23 protein-coding genes and 11 pseudogenes are annotated in these 26,702 nt (G+C 71.6%); 19 read left to right on the plus strand and 15 right to left on the minus strand.

What is annotated here, in order from left to right:
- Positions 1-668: pseudogene (locus ABD946_RS35490) on the plus strand (hypothetical protein); the annotation flags it as partial.
- A 60-nt stretch (positions 669-728) separates the two neighbouring features.
- On the opposite strand, the gene ABD946_RS35495 reads toward ABD946_RS35490, so the two are convergent.
- The 3 genes and pseudogenes from ABD946_RS35495 to glsA form a co-directional block, all read right to left on the minus strand.
- A complete protein-coding gene (locus tag ABD946_RS35495) occupies positions 729-1,121 on the minus strand; it encodes an STAS domain-containing protein (RefSeq protein WP_345289892.1) in 393 nt (130 codons plus the stop codon).
- An 81-nt stretch (positions 1,122-1,202) separates the two neighbouring features.
- A pseudogene (locus ABD946_RS35500) lies at positions 1,203-1,292 on the minus strand (glutaminase); the annotation flags it as partial.
- A gap of 25 nt (positions 1,293-1,317) precedes the next feature.
- Positions 1,318-2,286, minus strand: a pseudogene (gene glsA, locus ABD946_RS35505) (glutaminase A); the annotation flags it as partial.
- Positions 2,287-2,373: 87 nt separating this feature from the next.
- Here glsA and ABD946_RS35510 point away from each other — a divergent pair.
- Positions 2,374-3,132 (plus strand): SDR family oxidoreductase, encoded by a 759-nt coding sequence (locus ABD946_RS35510; protein ID WP_345287886.1) that lies wholly within the window; start codon positions 2,374-2,376, stop codon positions 3,130-3,132.
- Positions 3,133-3,992: 860 nt separating this feature from the next.
- Here the strand turns inward: ABD946_RS35510 and ABD946_RS35515 are convergent.
- Positions 3,993-4,277 carry a hypothetical protein gene (locus tag ABD946_RS35515; RefSeq protein ID WP_345287888.1) on the minus strand — a complete coding sequence of 95 codons (285 nt, stop codon included), beginning with the start codon at positions 4,275-4,277 and terminating at the stop codon, positions 3,993-3,995.
- Positions 4,278-4,492: 215 nt separating this feature from the next.
- Between ABD946_RS35515 and ABD946_RS35520 the strand changes: the two genes are divergently transcribed.
- From ABD946_RS35520 to ABD946_RS35545, 6 genes and pseudogenes are all read left to right on the plus strand, one after another.
- Positions 4,493-4,792: a transposase gene (locus ABD946_RS35520; RefSeq protein ID WP_425558707.1), complete on the plus strand. Its 300-nt coding sequence runs from the start codon at positions 4,493-4,495 to the stop codon at positions 4,790-4,792.
- A complete protein-coding gene (locus tag ABD946_RS35525; RefSeq protein WP_345287890.1) occupies positions 4,789-5,052 on the plus strand; it encodes a hypothetical protein in 264 nt (87 codons plus the stop codon). Before ABD946_RS35520 ends, ABD946_RS35525 begins: the two co-directional genes overlap by 4 nt.
- Positions 5,022-5,660 (plus strand): annotated as a pseudogene (locus ABD946_RS35530) (IS3 family transposase); the annotation flags it as partial. The gene ABD946_RS35525 and the pseudogene ABD946_RS35530, both read left to right, overlap by 31 nt.
- 67 nt (positions 5,661-5,727) lie before the next feature.
- On the plus strand, positions 5,728-5,895 hold the full coding sequence (locus ABD946_RS35535; protein ID WP_425558711.1) for an HNH endonuclease: 168 nt from the start codon (positions 5,728-5,730) through the stop codon (positions 5,893-5,895).
- Between the two features lie 71 nt (positions 5,896-5,966).
- Positions 5,967-6,673 (plus strand): annotated as a pseudogene (locus tag ABD946_RS35540) (IS5 family transposase); the annotation flags it as partial.
- A gap of 297 nt (positions 6,674-6,970) precedes the next feature.
- The gene (locus tag ABD946_RS35545; RefSeq protein ID WP_345287892.1) at positions 6,971-7,477 is read left to right on the plus strand and encodes a fascin domain-containing protein; all 507 of its coding nucleotides are present in this window, start codon (positions 6,971-6,973) and stop codon (positions 7,475-7,477) included.
- A gap of 89 nt (positions 7,478-7,566) precedes the next feature.
- On the opposite strand, the gene ABD946_RS35550 is transcribed toward ABD946_RS35545, so the two are convergent.
- The 4 genes and pseudogenes from ABD946_RS35550 to ABD946_RS35565 all read right to left on the minus strand — a co-directional run bounded on the left by ABD946_RS35550 (position 7,567) and on the right by ABD946_RS35565 (position 9,157).
- Positions 7,567-7,722 carry a hypothetical protein gene (locus tag ABD946_RS35550; protein ID WP_345287893.1) on the minus strand — a complete coding sequence of 52 codons (156 nt, stop codon included), beginning with the start codon at positions 7,720-7,722 and terminating at the stop codon, positions 7,567-7,569.
- A 267-nt stretch (positions 7,723-7,989) separates the two neighbouring features.
- Positions 7,990-8,628 (minus strand): annotated as a pseudogene (locus tag ABD946_RS35555) (IS3 family transposase); the annotation flags it as partial.
- Positions 8,598-8,861, minus strand: a complete 264-nt coding sequence (locus tag ABD946_RS35560; RefSeq protein WP_345287890.1) for a hypothetical protein — start codon at positions 8,859-8,861, stop codon at positions 8,598-8,600. The pseudogene ABD946_RS35555 and the gene ABD946_RS35560, both read right to left, overlap by 31 nt.
- Entirely contained in the window at positions 8,858-9,157 is a 300-nt protein-coding gene (locus tag ABD946_RS35565) for a transposase (RefSeq protein ID WP_425558707.1), read from the minus strand. Before ABD946_RS35565 ends, ABD946_RS35560 begins: the two co-directional genes overlap by 4 nt.
- A 131-nt stretch (positions 9,158-9,288) precedes the next feature.
- Between ABD946_RS35565 and ABD946_RS35570 the strand changes: the two genes are divergently transcribed.
- Complete coding sequence (locus ABD946_RS35570; RefSeq protein WP_345287894.1) at positions 9,289-10,149, plus strand: DUF1304 domain-containing protein; 861 nt, start codon at positions 9,289-9,291, stop codon at positions 10,147-10,149.
- 272 nt (positions 10,150-10,421) lie between these two features.
- Positions 10,422-11,951 (plus strand): non-reducing end alpha-L-arabinofuranosidase family hydrolase, encoded by a 1,530-nt coding sequence (locus tag ABD946_RS35575; protein ID WP_345287895.1) that lies wholly within the window; start codon positions 10,422-10,424, stop codon positions 11,949-11,951.
- Positions 11,952-12,008: 57 nt separating this feature from the next.
- Here ABD946_RS35575 and ABD946_RS35580 read toward each other — a convergent pair whose 3' ends face one another.
- Genes ABD946_RS35580 through xylB form a run of 3 tightly spaced genes read right to left on the minus strand, consistent with a single transcriptional unit; the run spans position 12,009 to position 14,908 of the window.
- A complete protein-coding gene (locus ABD946_RS35580; protein WP_345287897.1) occupies positions 12,009-12,179 on the minus strand; it encodes a hypothetical protein in 171 nt (56 codons plus the stop codon).
- A gap of 53 nt (positions 12,180-12,232) precedes the next feature.
- Positions 12,233-13,441, minus strand: a complete 1,209-nt coding sequence (locus tag ABD946_RS35585; protein ID WP_345287962.1) for an ROK family transcriptional regulator — start codon at positions 13,439-13,441, stop codon at positions 12,233-12,235.
- Positions 13,442-13,477: 36 nt separating this feature from the next.
- Entirely contained in the window at positions 13,478-14,908 is a 1,431-nt protein-coding gene (gene xylB, locus ABD946_RS35590) for a xylulokinase (RefSeq protein WP_345287899.1), read from the minus strand.
- Between the two features lie 93 nt (positions 14,909-15,001).
- On the opposite strand from xylB, the gene xylA reads away from it, so the two are divergent.
- The 6 genes and pseudogenes from xylA to ABD946_RS43175 form a co-directional block, all read left to right on the plus strand.
- Positions 15,002-16,174, plus strand: coding sequence for a xylose isomerase (gene xylA, locus ABD946_RS35595; RefSeq protein ID WP_345289829.1), 1,173 nt, complete (start codon positions 15,002-15,004; stop codon positions 16,172-16,174).
- Between the two features lie 514 nt (positions 16,175-16,688).
- Positions 16,689-17,663, plus strand: coding sequence for a glycoside hydrolase family 11 protein (locus tag ABD946_RS35600; RefSeq protein WP_380150144.1), 975 nt, complete (start codon positions 16,689-16,691; stop codon positions 17,661-17,663).
- 189 nt (positions 17,664-17,852) lie between these two features.
- A pseudogene (locus tag ABD946_RS35605) lies at positions 17,853-19,216 on the plus strand (non-reducing end alpha-L-arabinofuranosidase family hydrolase).
- Between the two features lie 117 nt (positions 19,217-19,333).
- Positions 19,334-19,696 carry a DUF1304 domain-containing protein gene (locus ABD946_RS35610; RefSeq protein WP_345287903.1) on the plus strand — a complete coding sequence of 121 codons (363 nt, stop codon included), beginning with the start codon at positions 19,334-19,336 and terminating at the stop codon, positions 19,694-19,696.
- Positions 19,697-20,677: 981 nt separating this feature from the next.
- A pseudogene (locus ABD946_RS43170) lies at positions 20,678-20,752 on the plus strand (hypothetical protein); the annotation flags it as partial.
- Positions 20,753-20,840: 88 nt separating this feature from the next.
- Positions 20,841-21,059, plus strand: a pseudogene (locus ABD946_RS43175) (prealbumin-like fold domain-containing protein); the annotation flags it as partial.
- Positions 21,060-21,138: 79 nt separating this feature from the next.
- Here ABD946_RS43175 and ABD946_RS43180 read toward each other — a convergent pair.
- The 3 genes and pseudogenes from ABD946_RS43180 to ABD946_RS35625 all read right to left on the minus strand — a co-directional run bounded on the left by ABD946_RS43180 (position 21,139) and on the right by ABD946_RS35625 (position 23,726).
- Complete coding sequence (locus ABD946_RS43180) at positions 21,139-21,672, minus strand: hypothetical protein (RefSeq protein WP_425558787.1); 534 nt, start codon at positions 21,670-21,672, stop codon at positions 21,139-21,141.
- Positions 21,673-21,702: 30 nt separating this feature from the next.
- Positions 21,703-22,509, minus strand: a complete 807-nt coding sequence (locus ABD946_RS35620) for an extracellular catalytic domain type 1 short-chain-length polyhydroxyalkanoate depolymerase (protein ID WP_345289895.1) — start codon at positions 22,507-22,509, stop codon at positions 21,703-21,705.
- 483 nt (positions 22,510-22,992) lie between these two features.
- Positions 22,993-23,726 (minus strand): annotated as a pseudogene (locus tag ABD946_RS35625) (SDR family oxidoreductase).
- 211 nt (positions 23,727-23,937) lie between these two features.
- On the opposite strand from ABD946_RS35625, the pseudogene ABD946_RS35630 reads away from it, so the two are divergent.
- From ABD946_RS35630 to ABD946_RS35640, 3 genes and pseudogenes are all read left to right on the plus strand, one after another.
- A pseudogene (locus tag ABD946_RS35630) lies at positions 23,938-24,027 on the plus strand (transcriptional regulator); the annotation flags it as partial.
- A 176-nt stretch (positions 24,028-24,203) separates the two neighbouring features.
- On the plus strand, positions 24,204-24,662 hold the full coding sequence (locus tag ABD946_RS35635; protein WP_345287968.1) for an MmyB family transcriptional regulator: 459 nt from the start codon (positions 24,204-24,206) through the stop codon (positions 24,660-24,662).
- Positions 24,638-25,497 (plus strand): IS5 family transposase gene (locus ABD946_RS35640; RefSeq protein ID WP_425558645.1). Its coding sequence is split into 2 segments (ribosomal slippage): positions 24,638-24,995 and positions 24,995-25,497, totalling 861 coding nucleotides; the frame shifts between segments, so codons are not numbered across the junction. The genes ABD946_RS35635 and ABD946_RS35640 overlap by 25 nt, the downstream gene beginning before the upstream one ends.
- A gap of 98 nt (positions 25,498-25,595) precedes the next feature.
- Here the strand turns inward: ABD946_RS35640 and ABD946_RS43185 are convergent.
- The gene (locus ABD946_RS43185) at positions 25,596-26,690 is read right to left on the minus strand and encodes an endo-1,4-beta-xylanase (protein ID WP_425558784.1); all 1,095 of its coding nucleotides are present in this window, start codon (positions 26,688-26,690) and stop codon (positions 25,596-25,598) included.
- Positions 26,691-26,702: the final 12 nt, after the last annotated feature.

A 26,702-nucleotide genomic window follows, 5' to 3' on the forward strand; every position in this document is an offset into this window, starting at 1 on the left:
TCGGCGCCGCCGCCCTGCTCGCCTGCGACCTCCTGTGGGGCACCGCGACCCTGCCCTCCGTCCTGACCCGGCTGGCCCGCACCCTGGGCACCGAGGTGCCGTTCGGACTGCACGGCGGCGCGGCGCTGGCCACCGGCCGGGGAGACCGGCTGGTGCCGGTCGCGGTGGGCACGGACACCCACTGGGTGCTGGCTCCGGCGGACCGCCCGCTTCGCTCCCCCGAGGTGTTCCGCCGCTGGGACGAGCTCCGGGCAGCCGGGAAGGTCCGGCCACCACGCGGCTCCGAGGGGAGTCCGGACCGTGCCGACGACAGGCTGCTCGCCGCCCTGCAGCGGGGCGACGTCAAGGCACTGGCCCGTCGCCTCACCAACGACCTGCAGCCGGCCGCCCTCTCCCTCCTCCCCCTGCTACGGCGGACCCTGGACGCCGGCCTGGAGGCCGGGGCACTGGCGGCGCTGGTGTGCGGAGCCGGTTCGACCTGCGTCTTCCTGGCACCCGGGGCCGGGGAGGCACTGGCCGTCGCGGCCCGGCTGAGGGCCTCCGGCCTGCGCACGTCCGTGGCCAGCGGGCCCGCCTACGCAATCACCACGGAACCGGCCTCCTGCGGGGCGGCCTGCAGGGCCGATCGGTTGACGGGTCGTCACATCGGTTGTGGTGCACCGTCCTGAACCACCGGCCGCCTCCCGCTCTCCGCGTCCCGCACCCGCACCCGCACTGCCGACGCACCGTCAGCCCGCGTCCTCCAGGAGCCGGTCCTCGCACCAGGCCACCGCCTCGTCGCGCGTGGCCGTCCATCGGCCGGGAGGGCCGTCGACCTGGTCCAGGAACGGTTGCTGGACGGCGACGGCGACCCGCAGACCGCGTCGTTCGAGGTCCTTCAAGGTCCCCTCGACCATGGTCGCGGGGCCCGCCCCGACGGCGGTGACCGCCGTGAGGTCGAGCACGATCGCGCCGGGAGCGGCCTCGGCGGCCCGCTCCACCGCTGCCAGCAGTTGCTCGGTCTCGGTGAACTCCAGGTCTCCCTGGGCGCCGATCACCACGATGGGCCGCGCGTCCAGGACGGCGGTCCGCGCGGGATCGTGTTCACGGCCGGAGCGCGCCGCGCGCACCGTGTCGGTCACGGTGGCGGTCATGTGCACCGGGACGTGCATGAGGTGCAGCGCGTACCGCGAGGACATCTCGGTCAGCGCCGCCACGCCCCGGACGGAGTTGCCCTCCGCGTCCAGCGGCGGACTGTAGACGGCGACGCCGAAGCGGCCCGGGCTGCACGCGATCAGCCCGCCCGCCCACACCGCTCTTGGCCGGCAGCCCGACGTTCAACAGCCACTCCCCGGCACCGTCGTACATTCCGCAGGTGGCCATCACGGCCAGCGTCCGGGTCGCCACCAGCTGGCTGACGACCCGTTCGCCGGTGACGGGGTTGAGCCCCCCGGTGGCCAGCGTCGCGGCCATCACCGCGAGGTCGGCCGCGGTGACCCGGACGGCGCACTGGCGGAAGTAGGTGTCGGTCACCGCGTACGGGTCGTCCACCAGTGATCCGGCCGCCCGCATCAGGTAGGCGAGCGCGCGGTTGCGGTCACCGCTGGCGGACTCGGAGGCGTACACCTCCTCGTCGTGGTCCAGGCGGCGGCCCGCGAACGCCGACAGCCGGTCCAGGATCCGGGCCGACCGGGCTCCGGGGTCGGCCGCCCGCACCAGGGCGGTGGTGGCGATCGCGCCGGCGTTGACCATCGGGTTGGCCGGCCGCCCGGTGTGCGGCTCCAGGCTGATCGCGTTGAACGCCTCGCCGCTGGGCTCGGCACCGACCCGCCGGAGCATCTCCTCCGGGCCCAGGTCGGAGAGCGCCAGCGCGTAGACGAAGGGCTTGGAGACCGACTGGATGGTGAAGGGCGTGTCGGCCTTCCCCACCTTGTAGCGACGGCCGGCCATGCTGGTGATCGCGATCCCGAAGTCGTCCGGGTCCGCCTTGGCCAGCTGCGGGATGTAGGAGGCGACCTCGCCGCCCTTCAGGGCGCTCAACCGCCCCAGGAGTTCACCGAGGGACTCGGTCACCGGATCCACCGCAGGGCCCTGCCTCTCGCCGTCGCTCCACTCCCCGGGTGCGCCGGGCGTGCCCTCCGACCGTAGGCAGCGCCGGCCACCCGTCACCGCCGGAACGGGGCGGACGGGTGACCACCCCGCCGACCGGCGGGGGCCGGAGGCCGGACGGGCCCGCCGGGCCCGCAGTTCGGCGGGGGTCCGGCGGGACCTTGGTCCTGTTTCCGGAGCCGATCCGCGCATGGACATTCCGGACAATCCAGCCCATATGTGACGATCAACACCGCAGGCGTCCGGGGGCACTCCCCGACACCCGACAGCGGAGGAACGAGCATCATGAGCGACAACAAGAGCCTTGCCGGCAAGGTCGTCCTGGTCGGCGCGGGCGCGAAGAACCTCGGCGGACTGATCAGCCGGACGGTGGGGGCCGACGGGGCGAAGGTGGGAGTGCACTTCCACTCGGACGCGGCCAAGGCCGACGCGGAGGCCACCGTCGAGGCAGTGGAGCGGGCCGGGGGTGAAGCCCTCGCGGTGCAGGCCGACCTGTCCGACGTGGCCGAGGTGGAGCGGGTGTTCGCCGTGGTGAAGGAGAGGTTCGGCGGGATCGACGTAGCGGTGAACACCGCCGGCATGGTCCTGCGCAAGCCGATTGTGGACACCACCGAGGCGGAGTACGACCGGATGTCGGACGTCAACGCCAAGGCGGCCTACTTCTTCATCCGCGAGGCCGGCCGACAGCTCAACGACGGCGGCAGGCTGATCACCATCGTCACCTCCCTACTGGCCGCCTTCACCGACGGGTACTCCACCTACGCCGGGCTCAAGGCACCGGTGGAGCACTTCACCAGGGCGGCCGCGAAGGAGTTCGCGGCACGAGGGATCTCGGTGAACAACATCGCGCCCGGGCCGATGGACACCCCGTTCTTCTACGGACAGGAGACTCCCGAGCGGGTCGCCTTCCACAAGTCCCAGGCCCTCGGCAACGAACTCACGAAGATCGAGGACATCGTCCCCATCGTCACCTTCCTCGCCACCGAGGGCGGGTGGATCACCGGACAGACCCTGTTCGCGAACGGTGGGTACACCACCCGCTGACCGCGGCGGCCTTCGCCAGGTGGCCGCTCCGGACCGTCCCGGAGCGGCCACCGCACTGCCGGCGACACGGCCGTGGGCGTCCCGCCACGGTGGAACCGACGCCCGCCGCCCGGAGGTCTCCTCGTGGCCGGGGTCCCCACCCCCGGTGTTCTCGGACTTGCCCCGCGACCCCGGCCCCGGTCCTCAGACAGCGACTCCGGCGCACGACGTCCTCGGCTCCACCTTCTCGGTGGAGCTGTCGGCCATTGCCGGTGCGGCGGTCGCCTTCGCCCTGGGCGGAGCGATGCTCGGCGCGGTCACCTACGGCCTGGCCCGCCGACTGCGACAATCAGCATGTCCCCCTGGAGCTGACCCGCCGTCGGATTCTGCCCGCCATCTCCCGACGAGGCGAGCCCGACATCCGCGGCCTCGGCAAGCTCCGCTACGTCACCGAGCAGACCTCACCCCTGCTCCACCCCGAAATCCGATTCAACAGCGCACCGGATTCAACGGAAGGAGCCTGGCGCCGCACCGATGCGCCACCCGAGCTCTGCCATCGTCTACTCCTAGGTGCACCTTGGGAGCTCGCACCCGTTCCACCGACTCAGGCATGCCCTGGGCCCAGCAAGGAGACATGACATGGCCGAGCGCCGCACTGGCACGAGGAAGCCGAAAGACATGACGTGCCCCCGGTGCAACTCAGCCGTCGAGCCCGACCACGCCGGCACCGTCACCGACGCGGACGGCCGACGGTTGGAATCGTGGACCCCTGGACGATGCACGAACCCGCAATGCGCAGAGGCACGTTGACCGGCGGGTGAGCCCGAACGCCCACGGCCTCGGCCCCAGGCCATGACGACGACAGTCACTTGCGGATTCGGTCAGTCCAGCTCTTCGACACGCCGGCGGACAGTGCGGACGATCGGGTTGACCTCGGGCAAGGGCGCGATCTGAAGGAGCATCGCCAACAGCGGACGGCCCACGTCGGCGGCACTCGCGTCGGGCACGTGCTTCCAGGCTGCTGCGGCCTGCCGAGCGGCGAAGCGTGCCTGGGGACTGTCAGAGCCCTCCGTTCCTGCCCGGGCGAGGGCCACCGAGGTCCACCGCGCCACCGCCAGGCTGTGGCCACCGGACAGCCAGGCGAGGTCCGCGAGCAGTGCGTCCACCTGTAGCGTGCTCGGGTGATCCGGGCCGACGGCGGCGGCGAGGTCGGCCCGGAGACTGTGGGCCCGCCCGGTGGACGTCCTCAAGACGCCGAAGGTGCGCGGCGTCGGTCGCACAGCCGTCGGCTGCGCCGGGCCGGGCTGGGCTTGATCCGCTTTGACGGACACCCCTGATCAGGGGCCTTGATCCCGGAGGGATGATGTCCGTCATGGGGAGCATGGGGAAGAAGAAGCCGCGTCCTCGCCGCTCGTTCACGCCGGAGTTCAAGGCTGAGATCGTCGGGCTGTGCCGGCAAGGCGACCGCTCGGTCGGCCAGGTGGCGAAGGACTTCGACCTGACCGAGACCGCGGTGCGGGCCTGGGTGAACCAGGCTCAGACCGACGCCGGCGAACGCGACGGCCTGACCAGCGACGAGCGCGAGGAACTGGCCCGGTTGCGGCGGGAGAACCGGCGCCTGCGCGAGGACGTCGACATTCTCCGTCGTGCAACGGCTTTCTTCGCGAAGGAGACCCGGTGACGGTGCACCCGTTCATCGAGGCGGAGAAGCGGGCAGGCCGCAACGTCAAACGGGCGTGCGAGCTGTTGAAGGTCTCCCGAGCCGCCTTCTACGCCCGCCGCACCGCAACTCCCGGTCCCCGCAAGGTCCGTGACGCCGAACTCACCGAGAGGATCACCGAGGTTCCGGGGAATCGCGCGGCAGCTACGGCGCCCCGCGCGTCCACGCCGTATTCCAGCGCCAAGGTGAGCGGTGCGGCCGGCGCCGCATCGCGCGCCTGATGCGCCAGGCCGGCCTGGCAGGGCTGCACCGACGGCGGCGGCAGCGCACCACCGTCCCCGGCCCGCACGCCGCCGCCCGGCCCGACCTGGTCCTGCGGGACTTCGAACCCAACCCGTGGGCCACCGACACACGTTGGTGCGGCGACATCACCTACATCCCGACCGAGGAGGGCTGGCTCTACCTGGCCACCGTCATCGACATCGCCTCCCGCCGCGTGGTCGGCTGGGCCACCGCCGACCACCTGCGGACCGAACTCGTCGCCGATGCCCTGCGCACCGCCTGCCACCAGCGTCGGCCCGCCGGACACGTGATCTTCCACTCCGATCGCGGCTGCCAGTACACCAGTAGCGAATTCGCCGGCTTGGCAAGCGAGTTCGGCATCCGCCTGTCCGTGGGTCGTACCGGGCAGTGCTGGGACAACGCCCTCGCCGAGTCCTTCTTCGCCACCCTCAAACGGGAGTTGACCGACCACCGGACCTGGCCCAGCCGGGCAGCGGCCCACTCCGCGATCTTCGAGTGGATCGAAAGCTGGTACAACATACACAGGCTGCACAGCAGCCTCGGCTACCGCAGCCCCGCCGAGTACGAGACCGTCCTCGCAGCCTGACCACCACACCGCAGGTGTCCGTCAAAGCGGAGCAAGCTCAGTCCACCATATCCGCAGGCTCGCAGACCTGAACAAGCCGGGTCGGCCTACCCGTCCAGTGTGGGCGCTGATTATGGCGTCGCGCAGGCGAAAGACCCTGGTGGTCTGCCAAGCATGTCACAACGGAATCCACGCAGGACGGGCTCCCTCGTCCACTCGAAAAGCGTCACTGGAGAGCGGTGTGCTGGGAAACTAGCCCGCACCGTTCGGGAAGGGGCCGTCGGAAAAGGACTCGCGCCACGAGCACCTCGCCGGCGGCCTACTTCACACCGGCAGTGGTGCGCGGACGGCACCTGGGACCGGATCCTCCAGTCGGTCCAGGCCGACGCCGACGCTCAGGGCCGCGTGGACTGGAGCCTGGTGGGCGTGGATTCGACCTCGTGCCGCGCCCATCAGCACGCCGCCGGGGCGCCCCACCGGGAACCGCGGATCCCGAAAAAAGATCAACGCCCCGGCAGCACCGCCCCGACGAGGGTCTCGGACGCTCCCGGGGCGGGCTGACAACGAAGATCCACCTGGCCGGCGAAGGCGGACGCCGCCCCCTGTCCCTGCTGGTGACACCGGGTCAGTGGGGCGACGCACCGCGGCTCGTCGCCGTCCTGGAGCGCATCCGCGTCCCACGGCCGGGCGGCGGGCGTCCACGCACGCGGCCCGACCACGTCAGCGGGGACAAGGCCTACAGTTCCCGCCGCAACCGCACCTACCTGCGCAGACGCCACATCAAGCACACCATCGCCGAACCCCGGGACCAGCGGGCGAACCGCCGGCGCCGCGGCAGCAAAGGAGGCCGGCCACCCGTCTTCGACGCGGACACCTACCGGCGCCGGAACGAAGTCGAGCGCACCATCAACCGCCTCAAGACCTTCCGCGCCGTCGCCACCCGCTACGACAAACGGGCCTACGTCTTCCACGGGACCGTCACCGTCGCCTCGATCCGCCTATGGACCAGACCCGATCCGCCGGACAGAACCTAGGCGGATATGGCAGTCAACTGCCTTTACTGGTGGGGTGGTTGGGGATCGTGGCTGGTTCCGGCTGCTCGTCCCGCAGGCACCGTCGACAGCGGCGGGTGACCGCGCTGATGCTACGTGTCGCTGTCATATGCGGGACTGCGGCGGACCCGGCCGGCGCCCCGTGAGCCCTGCCGCCCGTGGGCGGCGCCGTGCCGGAGCCGGTGTCCGGAGCGGCCCCGGCAGCGTGCGCCACCAGGGACCCCTGGGCGGCGACCCGACCGCGTCCGCGGCACATGCGGGCAGAAGGAGACATCCCTCATGGCACTGTCAGCAGCCGACCTGACCAAGCTCGGTGGCAAGCCGATCGGCATCCAGTCGACGTTCTTCCACAACGTCTTCCTGCGGCTGGACGGCGCGGGCGTGAGCACCGCGACGGACAACGGTGGCGGCAAGGTCAACTGCCAGTACGGGCCCGGTCCGCTGACGGCCTTCAAGGTCCACGCCAACGCGGACGGCTCGTTCTCCTTCGAGTCGGCGGTGTCCGCGAACGTGTTCCTGCGCATGGACGGCAACGGCGTCCCCTCCACCATGGCCGGTGGCGGCACGGTCAACTGTCAGTTCGGGCTGGGCCCGTGGGAGAAGTTCCTCCTGATCGCCCAGCCCGACGGGTCCTTCTCCCTCGCCTCCCAGGCCTTCCCCGGCATCTGCCTGCGCCTGGTGACCGGCAGCGGCGTCACCGCCGAGACCGGCCCGGGCGGCACCGTGAACTGCCAGACCAACGCCATCGGCGGCGAGCACGAGAAGTTCTGGCTCGACGTCGCCTGACCGATGCCTGCGGGCACCCGGAGCCCTTCGGGTGCCCGCACCCGACGCCGGCGCACGACGCGAGGCCGGGTCCGCGGCGCCGGGCTGGGTCAGACGGTGGCGAAGGACAGGTAGACGCTGCTGCGGTCGTGCCAGGAGTAGCCGGGCTCGATGACGGCGGTGGCGTAGCCCTGGCAGGTGGTGTTCTTGAACAGGCGGATGCGGCGGGCGGTGCGGTTGTCGCCTCCGACGGCGCCGTCACTCATCGGGTAGCAGGTGTAGCTCCGACCCGGCGCCGGACGCGATGGCAACTCCGTCCGGGGCGTGGCGAGGCTGGCTGGGCCGGGCGCGGCGTTTGCTTGCCAGGGCGTGGCGCGTCGAATGTGCTGGGAGCGCAGCGCGGGACAGGAGGCCGGCCACCGACGTGCGTGTGCGTCGTAGTGTCTGGCCTGGAAGCTCCGGGCAGGATTGCTGTTGCCCCGGACAGTCGGTGTGAGCTTGCTCCGCTTTGACGGACACCTGCGGTGTGGTGGTCAGGCTGCGAGGACGGTCTCGTACTCGGCGGGGCTGCGGTAGCCGAGGCTGCTGTGCAGCCTGTGTATGTTGTACCAGCTTTCGATCCACTCGAAGATCGCGGAGTGGGCCGCTGCCCGGCTGGGCCAGGTCCGGTGGTCGGTCAACTCCCGTTTGAGGGTGGCGAAGAAGGACTCGGCGAGGGCGTTGTCCCAGCACTGCCCGGTACGACCCACGGACAGGCGGATGCCGAACTCGCTTGCCAAGCCGGCGAATTCGCTACTGGTGTACTGGCAGCCGCGATCGGAGTGGAAGATCACGTGTCCGGCGGGCCGACGCTGGTGGCAGGCGGTGCGCAGGGCATCGGCGACGAGTTCGGTCCGCAGGTGGTCGGCGGTGGCCCAGCCGACCACGCGGCGGGAGGCGATGTCGATGACGGTGGCCAGGTAGAGCCAGCCCTCCTCGGTCGGGATGTAGGTGATGTCGCCGCACCAACGTGTGTCGGTGGCCCACGGGTTGGGTTCGAAGTCCCGCAGGACCAGGTCGGGCCGGGCGGCGGCGTGCGGGCCGGGGACGGTGGTGCGCTGCCGCCGCCGTCGGTGCAGCCCTGCCAGGCCGGCCTGGCGCATCAGGCGCGCGATGCGGCGCCGGCCGCACCGCTCACCTTGGCGCTGGAATACGGCGTGGACGCGCGGGGCGCCGTAGCTGCCGCGCGATTCCCCGGAACCTCGGTGATCCTCTCGGTGAGTTCGGCGTCACGGACCTTGCGGGGACCGGGAGTTGCGGTGCGGCGGGCGTAGAAGGCGGCTCGGGAGACCTTCAACAGCTCGCACGCCCGTTTGACGTTGCGGCCTGCCCGCTTCTCCGCCTCGATGAACGGGTGCACCGTCACCGGGTCTCCTTCGCGAAGAAAGCCGTTGCACGACGGAGAATGTCGACGTCCTCGCGCAGGCGCCGGTTCTCCCGCCGCAACCGGGCCAGTTCCTCGCGCTCGTCGCTGGTCAGGCCGTCGCGTTCGCCGGCGTCGGTCTGAGCCTGGTTCACCCAGGCCCGCACCGCGGTCTCGGTCAGGTCGAAGTCCTTCGCCACCTGGCCGACCGAGCGGTCGCCTTGCCGGCACAGCCCGACGATCTCAGCCTTGAACTCCGGCGTGAACGAGCGGCGAGGACGCGGCTTCTTCTTCCCCATGCTCCCCATGACGGACATCATCCCTCCGGGATCAAGGCCCCTGATCAGGGGTGTCCGTCAAAGCGGATCAAGCCCAGTGCGGGCCTTGGCCATGTCGATCATCACCACCGTCGCGGTCCTTCATCGCCGCCGTGCACGCCTGCACCATGGTCCTGGAGATGTTCCTGTGGGCCGGCGCGGAAGCCCGAGCGGCCTTCGGGACCACCGAGGAATTCGCCGCCGCGACGAAGACGCCCGCCGCCAATCAGGGGCTGTACGACGGCTTCCTCGCCGCGGGCCTGGTGTGGAGTGCCGTCGCGTCCGACCCAGGGGGTTTCCAGGCGGAGGTGTTCTTCCTGATGCGTGTGGCCGTGGTCGGCGCGTACGGTGCCGCCACGGCCAGCCGGAAGGTCATCTTCGTCTGGACCCTTCCGGCTCTGGCCGCGCTGGCACAGGTGCTGGCGGCCCACCGAGCGCACTGGCCGCGCGCGGACCCGGCCGGGCCGTCAGGTCTCCCTGTACAGCGGGTGTCCGACGTTCGTCCGGCTCACCCCGAGCTTCCGGAGGACCTGCGCCGCGTACCGCTCGACGGTGCGCGGCGACAGCACCTGGGCCCGGGCGATCTCCTGGTTGGTCGCACCCGCAGGCGAGGAGTTTCGGCCACCTGGCGTTCGCGGGGCGAGAGTTCACTGCGGCGGCCGCGCCCGACCGGGTGGCCGAGTCGGTGCACCGGGCGGCCTCGAACGGACGGCCGATCCGCTGCCAAGCCGCTGCGGCGAGTCCGAACTGCGTGGCCCCGGCGGCGGGGTCGTCCCGCTCCGCCGGTAGACCGCGTCTTCACCGGCCCCGACGATTTCAACACCCAGCTGACGGCCTGGCTGCAGATCGCCAACCGGCGCCGATACCGCTCCACCGACGCCCGGCCGATCGACCGCTGGGAGGCGGACCGCGCGGCGATACTCACCGTCCCGCCAGTCGTCGCCGAGGTCAGCTGGCGGCCCGGGGAGAGCTGACGGTCTGTTAGCGCTCTCAAACCGAACGGCCGGCCGGGCCCTCCGACCCGGTCGCCCACTCCGCTACGCCGCCGCCGATCCGCGCCTGAACTTCCCATACGGTCAAGCATCTTGGCAGGTGGTCAGGTGCAGACGGATTCCTGCGCGAGGTCTTGACAGCCCCAGCAGGCCCTGATTACCTCCCTGCCACACGCCGGAAATTCACCGTTCAAGTTGTTAGCGTTAACAATAACCTCTCCGGCGCTCCCCACCCCACCCGTAGGAGAGTGCACATGAACGCACGTGGTTGGCGCTCGCGCCTGGCCGCCGTGCTCTCGGTGGTCTTCCTGGCCGGCTTCCTGGTCTCGGTCAACACCACCACCGCCGCGGCCGCCACGGTCGACACCGCCAAGTGGTACGTCCTGGTCAACCGCAACAGCGGCAAGGCCCTGGACGACTACAACGGCGGTACGGGCAACGGCGCTTCGGTCGTGCAGTGGACGCGCACCAACGCCTCCGTGCAGCAGTGGCGGTTCCTGGACTCCGGCAGCGGCTACTTCCGCCTGCAGAACCGCACGTCCGGCAAGGTGCTGGACAACTACAACTGGTCCTCCGCCGACGGCGCCGACGTCGTCCAGTGGTCCGACCTGAACGCGGCCAACCAGCAGTTCCGGCTGGCCGACTCCCCCGACGGCCACGTGCGCCTGATCAACAAGCACAGCAGCAAGGCCCTGGAGGTGCAGGGTGCCTCCACCGCCGACGGCGGCAAGGTGGTCCAGTACGCCGACTGGGGCGGGACCAACCAGCAGTGGCAGCTCGTCCCGGTCGGCGACGTCGGCGGCGGCGGCAGCGGCGGCGGCTCGCTGCCGTCCACCTTCCGATGGAGCTCCAGCGGTGTACTGGCCGGGCCGAAGCCCGACTCCGCACACCCGGACATCGCGGCGATCAAGGACTTCTCGGTGATCCGCCACAACGACAAGTGGATCGTCTACGCGACCACCGCCAGCGGCACCGCGGGCTGGAACCTGGAGCAGTTCACCTTCTCCGACTGGTCCCAGGCCGCCGCCGCGACCCCGACCTACCTGGACACCGGCTCCGGCATCGGCAAGGGCTACCGGGCCGCGCCGCAGGTCTTCTACTTCGCGCCGCAGAACCTCTGGTACATGGTCTTCCAGACCGGGCCGCCGTCCTACTCGACCAGCACCGACCCGAGCAACCCGGCGCTGTGGACCGCGCCGAAGACCTTCATCTCCACCGAGCCCGCGATCGTGACCCAGAACAAGGGCAACGGCACCTGGATCGACTTCTGGACGATCTGTGACGCCGCCAACTGCTTCCTGTTCTTCGCCGACGACAACGGCCACATGTACCGGGCCCAGACCACCCTGGCGAACTTCCCGAACGGCTACGGCAACACCCAGATGATCATGTCCGACACCCCCAACAACCTGTTCGAGGCGTCCAACGTCTACAAGGTCCAGGGCAAGGACGAGTACCTGATGGTGGTCGAGGCGATCGGCAGCACCGGCCGCCGCTACTTCCGCTCCTGGACGGCCCCGAGCCTCACCGGTACCTGGACCCCGCTGGCCGCCACCGAGGGCGAGCCGTTCGCCGGCCGGAACAACGTCACCTTCTCCGGCACCGCCTGGACCCAGGACTTCAGCCACGGCGAGCTGGTCCGCTCGGGCAACGACCAAACCCTGCCGATCAACCCCTGCAAGCTGCAGTACGTCTACCAGGGCCTCGACCCGAGCGCCTCCGGTGACTACATCAAGCTCCCCTACCGGATGGGCCTGCTGACCCAGACCAACAGCACCTGCTGATCGCCCGTCAGCACCCCGCGGGGCCGGTCGTCCGAGGACGGCCGGCCCCGCGCGGCGTCACCCCTCGAACGAGAGCCGGTACCGGCCGCCGGCCCGGAGCGGGAACGCGAACTCCCGGCGGACGTCACAGGCGCGGGCGATCACCTCGCCGGCCGGGTCGGTCAGGACCGTACGGTCCGCGCCCTCCGGCAGGTGGAGCACGACGGCACCGTCCCGCGCCGCCGTCACCGCACATTCATCCGATGCAACAGCGCGAGTGGCAGCCCTGCCACACCGGGGGGTCAGTCGGCGGACAGCAGGGTGGGGTCCGCCATGATCCGGTGCACCGTGGTCAGCGCCGCGCCCAGCAGCGGCCCGCGCCGCCCGAGGGCGGAGGGCCGCAGCGCCTCCGGCTCCCACGGGCGCACGGTGACCCGGTCGGCCAGCTCGGCGCGGACGGCCGGCAGCAGCCACTCGGCGAGCTCCGCATAGGTGCCGCCGAGTACCAGGCCGTCCGGGTCGATGAGTTCGACGGCGGACGCCAGGGCCAGGCCGAGGGCCCGGCCCGCGCGCTCCAGCGCCCGTACGGTCGGCGGGTGGCCCGCCCTGGCCCGCTCAGCCAGCAGGACCACCGGGTCGCCCCGGTCGGCCCCCGCGAGGTCGGTGGGCGCGAGGCCCGCCTCCCGCAGGACCGCCGCCTCGCCCGCGTACTGCTCCAGGCAGCCCCGGGAGCCGCAGACGCAGCCGGGGCCGTCCGGGTGGACCGGCACGTGGCCGAGCTCTCCGGCGAAGCCCCGGGCCCCGCGGAACAGGCGGCCGTCGAGGACCAAGGCGGCGCCGATCCCGGCCTCGGCGGAGACGTGCACGAAGGTCTCGGCGCTCTCCTCCGCGCTCCAGTACTCGGCCAGCGCACCGAGGTTGGCCTCGTTCTCCGGCTCGGGCACGGTGTCCGGGTCGGGCCAGTGGTCTGCGATCCTGACGGTGTGCCAGCCGAGGTTGGGCGCGCGCTCGACCAGGCCGTCGGGCTCGTTCGGGACCACACCGGGAACGGCCAGCACCCGGCCCTCGACCCGCAGTCCGAGGGCGGCCGCCTCGGCCTCCGCCTCGGCGGCCAACGCGGCGGCCCGCGCCAGGACCTCCCCGGCCGGCAGCCCCGCGTTGGGCCGCTCGGTCCGGCACCAGACCCGGGGCTCGCCGCGCAGGTCCACCACGCAGGCGCCGAGGTGGGCGACCCCGATCTCCAGGCCGAGGCCGGCCGGGCCCTCGCCGTTCAGCGCCAGTGCCCGGCCGGGCCGCCCGACCCGTCCGCTGGCGGTGGCCACGCCCTCGGTCAGCGTGCCGCGGGCGATCAGCTCGTCGACCAGCGAGGAGACGGCCGCCCTGGTCAGCCCGACCCGCCCGGCCACGTCGGCGCGGGAGAGCGGGGTGTGCGCGGCGACCGTGCCGAGGACCACCGCGAGGTTCTGCCGCCGCATGTCCTGTTGCCAGGCCGGCCCGTTCTCCGCGCCCATGCCCGTCCTGCCGACCGCTGCCACGTGCCGCCCTTCCTACCGGTCCCCGGCCGGGGCACCTTGCAAGGCCCCGGCCCGACGCAGGGTATCCCCGATCCGAGCCAGGGCGTCGTGGTCCTGCGCCACCGGTTCGATCAGCGGTCCCTCCGCCGTGCGCCAGCGGCGGGCGACCGCGTCGGCCGGTTCGCCGGTGAGCAGCGCGGCGGCCTGGGCGGCGGCGCCGAGGGCCACCAGCTCCTGGGCCTCGGGGACCAGGACCGCCCGGCCGGAGAGCCGCAGCACGGTCCGCTGCCAGGCCCGGCCCCGGGCGCCGCCGCCGATCAGCAGCAGCGGCTCCTCGCCCGACGGGTCGTTACCGCCCGCGCGCAGCACGGAGTCGAGCGCGGTCAGCAGGGCGTGGGCCGCGCCGTCGTAGGCGGCCTGGAGCAGCTGCCCCGGCGTGGTGTCGTGGCGCAGGCCGTGGACCAGGCCGGAGGCGGCCGGGAGGTCCGGGGTGCGCTCACCGTCCAGGTAGGGCAGGACGACGGCGGTGCCCCCGTCCTCGACATCCTCCCGGCCGCGGCCCAGCAGGGCCGCGATCCGGTCGACGGCCAGGGTGCAGTTGAGGGTGCAGGCCAGCGGCAGCCAGGCGCCGAGGGCGTCGGCGAAGCCCGCGACGGTACCGGTGGGGTCGGCGGGCCTGTTCCGGCCGACGGCGTAGACGGTGCCGGAGGTGCCGAGACTGAGCACCGGGCGGCCCGGCTCCAGGCCCAGGCCGAGGGCCGCGGCCATGTTGTCGCCGGTGCCGGTGGCCACCAACGCGCCTTCGCGCAGCGGCGTCCCGGGGCGGACCACGCCCACCCGGGCGCCCGGCGGGAGGACCTGCGGCAGCTGGCCCGGGTCGAGGCCGATCCGGGCCAGCAGGTCCTTGTCGTAGCCGTCCGGCCCCCACCAGCCGGTGCCGGAGGCGTCGCCGCGGTCGGTGACGGCCTCGCCGGTCAGACGCTCCGTCAGGTAGTCGTGCGGCAGGCGGACGGCGGCGGCCCGGTCGGCGGCGGCGGGCTCGTTGGCGCGCAGCCACGCCCACTTGGCGGCGGTGAAGGCGGCGGTCGGGACACTGCCGGTCCGGCGGGCGAGCTCCTCGGGGCCGAACCCGTCCCGCAGCTCGGCCGCCTGGGGTGCGGAGCGGACGTCGTTCCAGAGCAGCGCCGGACGGACCGGCGCCCCGGCCGCGTCGAGGGTGACCAGTCCGTGCTGCTGGCCGGCGATCGAGACGGCGGCCGCGCGGTCGGCCCAGCCGGTGGCGGCGGCGGCCTCGCCGAGTGCCCGCCACCACTGCTCGGGGTCGCTCTCGCGGCCGGTTCCCGAGCTGACGGTGTGTCCGGCCCGGCCCTCTCCGACCACGGTGCCCGTGTCGATGTCGACGGCGATGGCCTTGGTGGACTGCGTCGAGCTGTCCACGCCGATCACGACGCGCTGCTGAGCCATGCGTTCCTCCGGGGGGTTCCTTCTGGCGTTGCGACATACTAATTTGTTGAGAGCCATAACAAACACCCCCCCGCACCGATCCGGAGCCCTTTGATGTCCATCGACCCGCTCGTCCCCACCCCCGCGCACCGCTTCACCTTCGGTCTGTGGACCGTCGGCTGGCAGGGGCGCGACCCGTTCGGCGACGCCACCCGGCCCGCGCTCGACCCGGTCGAGACCGTCCAGCGGCTGGCCGCCCTCGGCGCCCACGGCGTTACCTTCCACGACGACGACCTGATCCCGTTCGGCGCTGGCGAGGCCGAGCGCGAGCAGACCGTCAAGCGCTTCCGCGCTGCCCTGGATGCCACCGGGCTGAAGGTGCCGATGGCCACCACCAACCTCTTCACCCACCCGGTCTTCAAGGACGGCGCGTTCACCGCCAACGACCGCGACGTGCGCCGCTACGCGCTGCGCAAGACGATCCGCAACATCGACCTCGCGGCCGAGCTCGGCGCCACCACCTACGTCGCCTGGGGCGGCCGGGAGGGCACCGAGTCGGGCGCGGCCAAGGACGTGCGGGTGGCGTTGGACCGGCTGAAGGAGGCCTTCGACCTGCTGGGTGAGTACGTTGAGGTGCAGGGCTACGACCTGCGCTTCGCGATCGAGCCCAAGCCGAACGAGCCGCGCGGCGACATCCTGCTGCCGACGGTCGGTCACGCCCTGGCCTTCATCAACGAGTTGGAGCGCCCGGACCGGGTCGGCCTCAATCCGGAGGTCGGCCACGAGCAGATGGCCGGGCTGAACTTCCCGCACGGCATCGCCCAGGCGCTGTGGCACGGGAAGCTGTTCCACATCGACCTGAACGGCCAGTCCGGCATCAAGTACGACCAAGACTTCCGCTTCGGCGCGGGTGACCTGCGGCAGGCCTTCTGGCTGGTCGACCTGTTGGAGAACGCCGGCTACGACGGCCCGAAGCACTTCGACTTCAAGCCGCCCCGCACCGAGGACTTCGACGGCGTCTGGGCCTCGGCGGCCGCCTGCATGCGCAACTACCTTCTGCTGGCCGAGCGTTCCCGCGCCTTCCGCTCCGACCCCGAGGTGCAGGCCGCCCTCGCCGCTTCCCGCCTCCTCGAACTCGCCCTCCCCACCGCCGAAGACGGCCTGGCCGGCCTGCTGGCGGACCGCTCGGCCTTCGAGGACTTCGACATGGACGCCGCGGCCTCCCGGGGCATGGCCTTCGAACAGCTCGACCAGCTCGCCCTCGAACACCTCCTCGGCGCCCGCTGAGCACCGGGGAGCCGGGCCGCAGCGACGGCGCGGCCCGGCTCTCCGGACGGGCTCTTCACCCGACCACTTCAGCCCCGGATCAGGACGTCCACCTGACCCGTGCCGGCCGGGGAGCGAGCACCGCTCCATCCGAGCCGAGTCGCCGAAACTTTCGCCCAATGAGCTCCATCATTTCGCTCAAATTCGGGGCGCAGTAGGTCATCTGACGATCGAATCGCCGTCTTCCGCGTCACCCGTGCCACGGAACAGGGTTTTTGCCGGACAAGCCGGATCCGAGCGCGAGCGAATCTGTCGCCGCTCCAGTCGAAAGTGTTGACAGCCCGTCGAGCGTGGCCCAACACTGGCGCCGTCGACAAGGTCGCACCCACCCATCGGCATCGCCCCCAACGATGTTGACGACCCGTCGGCTCCGTGCGGCGCTGCGCGACACCGTCCGTCCGACCCACCCCCATGCGGTCGTCGGTGGCGCGGGGCCGCACCCACCCCCACCCCACCCGCAGGACGGAACACCCTCGTGAACTCTCCCCACCCCAAGAGCCGCACCCCCTGCCGCGCCCGACGGACCGTCAGCGCGGTGCGCGTCCTCGCCCCGGCCCTCGCGGTCGTCCTGGCCCTGCCCGGCACCGCCGAGGCCGCGACCGTCACCACCAACCGGACCGGCACCGACGGCGGGTACTTCTACTCGTTCTGGAGCGACGGCGTCGGAGCGTCCTCGATGTCGCTGAACGGCGGCGGCAACTACGGCACCTCCTGGAGCAAGGTCGGCAACTTCGTGGCCGGCAAGGGCTGGCGCACCGGATCGCGCAACCCCGTGACGTACTCCGGGACTTGGAGCACCAACGGCAACGCGTACCTGGCGCTGTACGGCTGGAGCACCAACCCGCTGGTCGAGTACTACATCGTCGAGAACTACGGCTCGTACCGGCCCTCCGGGACGTACAAGGGCACCGTCACCAGCGACGGCGGGACGTACGACATCTACCAGACGACGCGTTACAACGCGCCTTCCATCGAAGGCATCAAGACCTTCAACCAGTACTGGAGCGTCCGTCAGACCCGGCGGACCGGCGGGACCATCACCGTCGGGAACCACTTCGACGCCTGGGCCCGGGCCGGGATGAGACTCGGCACCATGAACTACGAGATCATGGCCACCGAGGGTTACCAGAGCAGCGGCAGCTCGAACATCACCCTCGGCACCACCGGCGGCAACCCGCCCGGCGGCGGCTGCACCGCGGCGCTCTCCGCCGGCGATTCGTGGGGCGACCGCTACAACCTGAACGTCTCGGTCACCGGATCGAGCGCCTGGAAGGTGACCGTGAAGGTCCCCTCCCCGGAGAAGGTCGGCTCGACCTGGAACGTCAACGCCACCTACCCCGACGCCCAGACCCTCGTCGCCACCCCCAACGGCGCGGGCGACAACTGGGGCATGACCATCCTGAAGAACGGCAGCTCCGCCTGGCCGACGGTCTCCTGCACCACGAGCTGACCCCCGCACCGACCCTCCCTCGTCACGAGCTCAGCGGCTCTGCGCGCTCGAAAATGTTAGCGCTAACAGACTCGGATCGCAGCTCCCCCACCCACAGAGAAGGTCCCATGCACACACGGAGTTTCCAGCCGCCGACAGCTGTCCGCGGCGTTCGCCGCCGCGGTCGTCGCCGTGGCGACCCTGGCGGCGATGCTCGTCGCCGCCCCGGCCCAGGCCGCCACCAGCGGCCCCCTGCGCGGCACCGGCTCCAACCGGTGCCTGGACGTCCAGGGCGCCAGTCAGGCCGACGGCGCGGCCCTGCAGATCTACGACTGCTCGGGCGGGGCGAACCAGCAGTGGACGGCGACGTCCACCAACCAGCTCACCGTGTACGGCACCAAGTGCCTGGACGTCCCCAACCACGCGACCACCGCCGGCACCCGGGTGCAGATCTGGGCCTGCAGCGGCGGAGCGAACCAGCAGTGGCGGGTGAACAACGACGGCACCGTGGTCGGCGTCGAGTCCGGCCTCTGTCTGGACGTCTCCGGCGGCGGCACGGCCAACGGCACGGCGGTGCAGCTCTGGACCTGCAACGGCGGCGGCAACCAGAAGTGGACCGGCCTGACCGGCACGCCGACCCCGACGCCCACCCCGACGCCGACCGGCGGCACCTGCGCCCTCCCGTCCTCGTACCGGTGGTCCTCGACGGGTGCGCTGGCGCAGCCGGCCAACGGCTGGGCCGCGGTGAAGGACTTCACCACGGTGACGGTGAACGGCAAGCACCTGGTCTACGCCTCGAACGTGAACGGGTCCACGTACGGCTCGATGGCCTTCAGTCCCTTCACCAACTGGTCCGACATGGCGTCGGCAGGCCAGACCGGGATGAGCCAGGCCGCGGTGGCGCCCACCCTGTTCTACTTCGCTCCGAAGAACATCTGGGTGCTGGCCTACCAGTGGGGCCAGTGGCCGTTCATCTACCGCACCTCCAGCGACCCGACCAACCCCAATGGCTGGTCCGCGCCGCAGCCGCTGTTCACCGGCAGCATCTCCGGCTCCGGGACCGGCCCGATCGACCAGACGCTGATCGCCGACGACCAGAACATGTACCTGTTCTTCGCCGGTGACAACGGCAAGATCTACCGGGCGAGCATGCCGATCGGGAACTTCCCGGGCAGCTTCGGCTCCTCGTACACCACGATCATGAGCGACACGGCGGCCAACCTGTTCGAGGCCCCGCAGGTGTACAAGGTCAAGGGCCAGAACCAGTACCTCATGATCGTCGAGGCCCAGGGATCGGGCGGCCGCTACTTCCGCTCCTTCACGGCCACCAGCCTGAACGGCTCCTGGACCCCGCAGGCGGCCACCGAGGGCAGCCCCTTCGCGGGCAAGGCCAACAGCGGCGCCGGCTGGACCAACGACATCAGCCACGGTGACCTGGTCCGCAGCAACCCCGACCAGACCATGACCATCGACCCCTGCAACCTGCAGCTCCTGTACCAGGGCAAGGCCCCGAACGCGAGCGGCCCCTACGACCAACTGCCGTGGCGTCCGGGGTCCTGACCCTCCAGCGCTGACCGGCGCGCGCCACTCCGAGGGACCCCGGCCACACCTCGGCCGGGGTCCCGCCACGCCGGTGACGGGCCGTCGGCCGCCTCAGGGCGACGGCGGCCCTCCTGTGCGAGCCTGGCCCCATGTCGATCACCGCCACCGTCGCGGTCCTGCTCATCGCGGCCGTGCACGCCTACATCCTGGTCCTGGAGATGTTCCTGTGGACCGGCCCGAAGGCCAGGTCCTCCTTCGGCACCACCGCCGAGTTCGCCGCCGCGACCAAGACGCTCGCGGGCAACCAGGGCCTGTACAACGGCGTCCTCGCCGCAGGCCTGGTGTGGGGTGCCGTCGCCTCCGACCCCGTGGGGTTCCAGGCGAAGGTGTTCTTCCTGGTGTCCGTCGCCGTGGTCGGCGCCTACGGTGCCGTCACGTCCAGCCGGAAGATCGTCTTCGTGCAGACCGTTCCCGCCCTGATCGCCCTGGCGCTGGTCCTGGCGGCCCGCTGAGCCGGCCTGGCGGGGCCGAAGCCACGGGGCCGATCGAGTGGAACGCGCCACGGCGCAGCCCGGTCTGATCATGCGTCAGCCGCCGAGCGGCCAGGCTGATGCGCATGACACCCCTGCACGGCGCCGCCCTGAGGTGTGCGGCGGCGGCCCTCGCGGCCGTGGCCTCGCTGGGCGCGGACCCGGCCGCCGCCGCGCCGAGAGCCACCGGCGACCTCAAGCTGACCCTGGTGGCCCGGGTCTGCGCGAGCTACTCCGACGTGATGGCCAACCGGCAGCGGGACGACAACATGCAGTCCCTGCAGAACCTCGGCAAGGACTCGGTCTACTCCGAGGGCCAGCCCGTGGCCCCGGACGTCGAGGCCGCCAACGACCCGAACTGCACGCCGCTGACCGGCTGGCGGTTCAGCCTGGGCAGCGGCATCGGCGGCGAGGTGCAGGGCCTGTCCACCGTCACCCCCGCACCGGACGGGCTCACCCGGGCCACCACCCTCGCCTCCGTGCCCGAGTTGGACGCCAACCGCAACGACACCGGCCGCATCCTGGCGGGAGCGGTCACCGTGGACCTGGACGACAGCCTGATCGCGGTCGCCCGGAACCGCCGCCTGCAGATCCAGGGCGGCGCTCCCACCGACCCGCTCAACCAGCAACTGCTCGGCAACACCTACTCGTTCGCGACGTTGCGCTGCGCCGTGGACAACCAGCGCGCCGACAACGTGGACCGGGCCGCCTACCCGACCGGCTCCAGCCACGTCTTCTGCTACTACTACGCCGTCCGCCAACCCGCCGAGCCGGGGACCGTCGTGGTGCGCAAGCACGTGCTGGGCACCGCCGCGGCACGGCCGTTCGCCTTCGACGGCGACCTCTCCTACAACCCCGGCGGCCTCTTCCAGTTGACCGCCGGCCCCCGGTGCCGACGGCGAGCAGTCCTTCCGTCGGGCACCGAGCGCCGAGACCGGGCAACCGTGGACGGTGCAGGAGCAGGTGCCCGCCGGCTGGACCATGACCGACCTCGCCTGCACCTCCGCCAACGGCACCAGCACGACTACGACTTCGGGCCCCCGGGCCTCCGTCACCCTGGCCGCCGCCGACACCGTCACCTGCGTCTACACCGACGCGCCGAGCGACACCGTCGCCCCCGCTCACCCTGCTCAAGCAGACCACCGGCGGCGCGGGCGGACCGTTCGGCTTCACCGCCGAGGACGGCACCACCCTCGGCACGGCCAGCACCACCCGGCCGGACACTCCGGTCAACGTCGGGACGACGTACCTCGCGCCCGGCCGACACACCGTCACCGAGGCGCTCCCGGAGGGCTGGTCGCTCAGCACGGTCTCCTGCCAGGGCGCGACCGCCACCAACTCCACCGACGGCTTCGCCCTCGACCTCCCGGCGGGTGGCGCCACCTGCACCGTCACCAACACCCGACAGAAACCCCCCGCCGCCGTCACCCGACACCGTCACCGAGCCCCACGCCTACGCCCCTCCCGACACCGACGCCGACGCCGACCGCCGTTCCGACGGCTTCGCCGCGGCCGACCGAACAGGGACCGGCACTCCCCGAGACCGGTGCCACCGGCCTCGCGGGGCCCGCGGGCGCAGCGGCCGGTCTCGTGCTCTCCGGTGCGGTCCTGGGTCCTCCTCGCCGCCCGTCGCCGCAACTGACTCGCTGCGCACGTGACCATGACGTGCCGAATCCCCGGAGCACGCCCGCTCCGGGGATTCGGCCGTCCTCAGGACCCGGTGCGCTCGCGGCGTCACGCCAGGTCCCACTGCTGGTTGCCGCCGCCGCTGCAGGCCCACAGCTGGACCTGCGTGCCCTCGGTGGTGGCCCAGGCCGGCCACGTCCAGGCAGAGACCCGACTGCACCCCGGTGACGGTGCCGGTTCGCGTTCAGCAGCCACTGCTGGTTGGCCTGGCCGTTGCAGGTCCAGGCGACCGCCTTGGTGCCGTTGGTGGTGCCGTGAGCGTTGGCGTCCAGGCAGAGCGTGCTGCCGCACGACGGTGACGGTCAGCTGGTTGGACGCGGTGCGCGTCCAGGTCTGGTTTGGCACCGCCGTTGCAGGTGTTGATCTGCTGCTGCGTGCCCAACGCCGTGCTGGCGTCGGTCAGGCACTTGCCCGCGCCCACCGCGCGCAACGCGCCGGTGGTGCCGCCGGGGGGCGGTCGCGTCCAGGCCCATGAAGCGGATCGCCTCGGCGGCCATCGTGGAGCCCTTGACCGGCAGTTCGTGCCCCGAAGCGGCCAGGCTGTAGGCCTCGACCTGGGTGGTGCCGGCGCTGGTCCTGTACCGGGTGCGGGTCCAGTTGGTCACGGGGCTGTCCGTCGTGGAGGGCGTCTGGCTCACGCCGAGGACGTCGGTCCACTGCTCGACCGCTTCGCCGAGGTTGTTGTGGCTCAGGATGGTGTCGTTGGTCCCGTGCCACAGCTGCACGCGCGGGCGCGGGCCGGTGTACCCGGGGTAGCCCGAGGTACGGACCGAACCGCCCCACTGCTGCGCGGTCCGGTTGACCTGGCCCTGGGCGCAGGCCGAGTTCCAGCCGCGGACGGTGCCGGTGTAGAAGCAGCGGTAGGGCACCCCCATGAACGACGCGCCCGCCTTGAAGACGTCGGGGTAGTCGGCGAGCATCACGTTGGTCATCATCGCGCCGGAGGACTGGCCGGTGACGTAGACGGCGTTGGGGTTGCCGCCGTGGCGCTGCTGGGCGTAGGTGATCATCGACATCAGCCCGACCGGATCGCTGCCGCCGTTGCGGGTCAGCGCTTGGTCGGAGGAGACGTCCCAGCAGCTCCCGCCGGGGTTGGTCGAGGGGTAGATGACGAGGAAGCCGTACCGGGTCGGCCAGCGAGGAGAAGTCCTGGCTGGAGTGCAGGTAGGGCCCCGAGCCCTGACAGCCGTGCAGGGCCAGCAGGATCGGGGGGTTGGCCTTGGCGGTGGCCGGCACGTAGAGGTGCATCTGCAGACCGGTCGGGTTGGTCCCGAAGTCGGTGATCTGCGTCAGCGAGGCGGCACTGGCCTGGGGGGGCGGCCTGAAGGCTCAGGCCCACGGCGAGGCCGACCGCGGCGACCACACCCCAGAGGCGTGACAGGGGCGTGCGGAATCGGAACACAGGGTCTCCAGAGGGGTGGCTGTGAGGTACTGTGAGCGTTAACAATCCACTGGGCGCCCCAGCGCAGCCACCATCGTGGCGGGAGAGCGCAGCGCCGTCAACGCTCTCGCCGCAATGAGTTTCCCAACCAGGCAGAGCGTCAACTTCGCACCCTGGCAGGCGAAGTGAGGATTTCCCTGTTGTGGCCGCCCTACCGGGCGCGGGCGGCGGGACGGACGATCGCCTCGTTCAGGTCGACCGTGGGCGGCTGGGAGATCGCGTAGGCGATGGCGTCGGCGACGGCCTCGGCGGGGAGCGTGACCGAGCGGTACGTCGCCATGGCCTGCCGCGCCGTGGGGTCGGTGATGCCGTCGGCGAGCTCGGACTCCGTCACGCCCGGGGAGACGAGCGTGACCTGGAGCGTGGCGGCCGCTTCCTGGCGCAGGCCCTCGGTGATGGCGCGGACGGCGAACTTCGTGGCACAGTACACGGCGGCGGTCGGGGACACCTCGTACGCGCCGACCGACGAGATGTTGACGATGTGTCCGTGGCCCCGGGCGCGCATCGCCGGGAGGGCGGCGGCGATGCCGTGCAGGACGCCGCGTACGTTCACGTCGATCGTGTGGTCCCACCCCTCGGTCCTCAGCGCGTCCAGCGGCGAGAGGGGCATCACCCCCGCGTTGTTCACCAGGGCGTCGATCCCGCCGAACTCGGACCGGGTGGCCTCGACGAACGCCCGTACGTCCGCCGCGTCGGTGACGTCCAGCACCCGGTGAGCCGCGGCGCCGCCCCGGGCGCTGATCTCTGCGCCAGCTGCCCGAGCCGGTCGGTGCGGCGTGCGCCGAGCATCACGTGGTGTCCGTCCGCGGCGAGCCTGCGCGCGGCCGCCGCGCCGATCCCACTGCTCGCCCCCGTGATCGCCACGGTCTTGGTGATCTTCGTCATCGTCGTCTCCCTGGGTCGGCTTTGCTCCGGTGCGGCCCTGTCCCGGGCCTCGGCCAGCCTGTGGGAGTCCGAGGGAGGCAGCCAGGACGGTCCGTGCCTGGGTGCGCCGCACCCAGGCACGGCCTGGCGACGGACCCTGGGGTGAGAGGGTGACGACAACGATCTCGGGGACTTCCTGCGCGCCCACCACGGCCGCCTGCGGCCGGCCGACGTGGGTCTGACCTCCTGCGGCGCCCGGCGGGTAACGGGTCTTCGGCGCGAGGAGGTCGCCGTCCTGGCCGGCATGAACAGCGACTACTACGGCCGCCTCGAACAGGGCCGCGAGCGCGGCCCCTCCCCCAGGTCCTGGACGCGATCAGTGCGGCCCTGCGCCTGGAGGGAGAGGAGCGCGCACACCTCTTCCGGCTCGCGGATGCCCCGCCCGGCGGCCGGCCGGCGCAGCCGCAGGAGCACGTCGGCGCAGCGCTGCGCCAGCTGCTGGACGCCTGGACGGGCACCCCGGCGTTCGTCCTCAACCCCGCGATGGACCTGCTCGCCTCCAACACCCTGGTCCACGCCCTGTTCTCACCGTTCCGGCCGGCCGACAACCTCGCCCGGATGACCTTCCTCGATCCCGCCGCCCGCGACCTCTTCACGGACCGGACCGAGACCACCGGGAGCGTCGTCGCGGGACTGCGCCGGGCGAGTGACCTCTACCCGGAATACCGCCGCCTCCGGTCTCTGGTGCGTGAACTCTCGGCCACGAGCGAGGAGTTCGCCCGCCTGTGGTCCTCGCACACCGTCCACGGGAAGAGCTCCGCCGCCAAGAACCTGATCCACTCCGAGGCGGGACGCCCGGCCCTGACCTACCAGACCTTCGAGGCGTGCGGCGCGCCCGGCCAGCAGCTAGGCCGTTTCTTTCAGATCATCGGATCGTTGGATCTGATGTGTCGTTGACTGATGCCCAGTGGGCGCGGATCGAGCCGTTGCTGCCGGACCGGGCACCGAAGCGGGGTGGGAGGTGGCGTGATCACCGGCAGGTGATCGACGCGATCGCGTTCAAGTACCGCACCGGGACGCCTTGGGCGGACCTGCCCGAGCGGTTCGGGTCCTGGAAGGGCGCCCACAACCGCCTGCGGATGTGGGCGCTCGACGGCACCTGGGAGAAGGTCTTCACCGCTCTGCTCGCCCAGGCGGACGCCGACGGCGACCTGGACTGGGTCGTCGCGGTCGACTCCACCGTCGTGCGCGCTCACCAGCACGCGGCCGGAGCCCGTCAAAAGGGGCTCCGGCCGACGAGCCCCACCACCATGCCCTCGGACGCTCCCGCGGCGGGCTGACCACGAAGATCCACCTCGCCGCTGACGGCAACTGCCGGCCGCTCGCCTTCGTCCTCACCCCCGGACAGGCCGGCGACGCACCGGAGTTCGAACACGTCATGGCCCGCATCCGCGTCCCCCGACCCGTCGGCAGACCGAGAACCACGCCGGAGGCGGTCCTGGCGGACAAGGCCTACTCCTCCCGCGCGATCCGCGCCCACCTGAGAAGGCGCGGCATCCGGGCCGTCATCCCGCAACCCGCCGACCAGGTCGCCAACCGCAAACGCCTCGGCCGACGCGGAGGCAGACCACCCGCATGCGATTACGACACCTACAAGCGCCGCAACACCGTCGAGCGGTGCATCAACAAGCTCAAGCAGTGGCGCGGCCTGGCCACCCGCTACGACAAGACCGCCACCATCTACCTCGCCGGACTCCACCTCGCCGCCATCTTCATCTGGTCAGCGCGATGATCCGAAAGAAACGACCTAGTCGTGTACCGGAACCAGCCGGAAAGTCCCAGCGCCGAGGCGTTCTCCCTGCTCGGCAGCCTCCACGCCAGCCGCGAGGATCAGGCGCGGCAGCCGATCCGATGACTGCAATGACTCCGCCCCACCGCAGGGGCGACGGGGCGGAGGGTAGGACGGTGGCGCTGCGGGGCCGTCAGGCGGTGGTGCAGGCCATGCCGTTGAGGCTGAACTGGCCGGCCGGGGCGGCGTTCCCGGAGTGGGTGGCCTGGAAGCCGAAGGAGACCGAGCCGCCGGGGGCGATGGTGGCGTTGTAGCCGAGGTTCTTGGCGGTCACCTGGCCGGCGGCGGGGCTGACCGTCGCGTTCCAGCTGTTGGTGACGGTCTGGCCGCCGGGCAGGGCGAAGGACAGCGCCCAGCCGTTGACGGTGGTGGCCCCCGGTGTTGGTGACGGTGAGGTTCTCGGTCAGACCGGTGTTCCAGGCGTTGATCTCACTGGTCACCTTGCAGCCCGCTCCCCCGGTCGGGGTGGGGGTCGGGGTGGGGCTGGGGCTCGAACTCGGGCTCGGGCTGGAGCTCGGGCTCGGGCTCGGGCTCGGCGAGTTGGACGGCGAGGGGCTGGAGGTGGCGGCGCCGAGGGCGTTCACCGTGGCGGTGTAGGCGGGCTTCGGCTGGTAGTTGTTGTCGTACAGGGTGGCGGCGCCCTCGCCGGGGAAGGTGCCGGGGACCCAGGAGTCCGGATCGCCGACGGCCCACTGGCTGATGCCGGCGCAGCCCTTGACGGCCAGGCAGGTATTGGTCACACTCGCGAAGTCACGTCCCTGCTGGGCCAACTTCGCACTGTCCGCCGGCAGTTGCATACGGACGTCCAGCTCGGTGATGGCGACCTCGAGGCCGAGCGCGGTGAACCGCTCCAGGTTGGCCTTCAGGCTCGACGGGATCTGGCCCAGGATGAAGTGCCCCTGGAACCCGATGCCGTCCAGCGGGACCCCCTGGGCCTTGAGCGACTTCGCCAGGTTGTACATGGCGTCGCTCTTCGCGTTCAGGCCCTCGGTGTTGTAGTCGTTCAGGTAGAGCTTCACCCCGGGGTCGGCAGCCCTGGCGGTGCGCAGCGCGTCGGCCACGAAGCCGGTGCCCATCGCGCGGTAGAAGGCGGAGTTCCGGTAGCTGCCGTCCTCGTTGAACATCTCGTTCACCACGTCCCAGGCGTA

Origin of the sequence: Kitasatospora albolonga (assembly GCF_039535905.1) — a bacterium.
Taxonomy (GTDB): Bacteria; Actinomycetota; Actinomycetes; order Streptomycetales; family Streptomycetaceae; genus Kitasatospora; species Kitasatospora albolonga.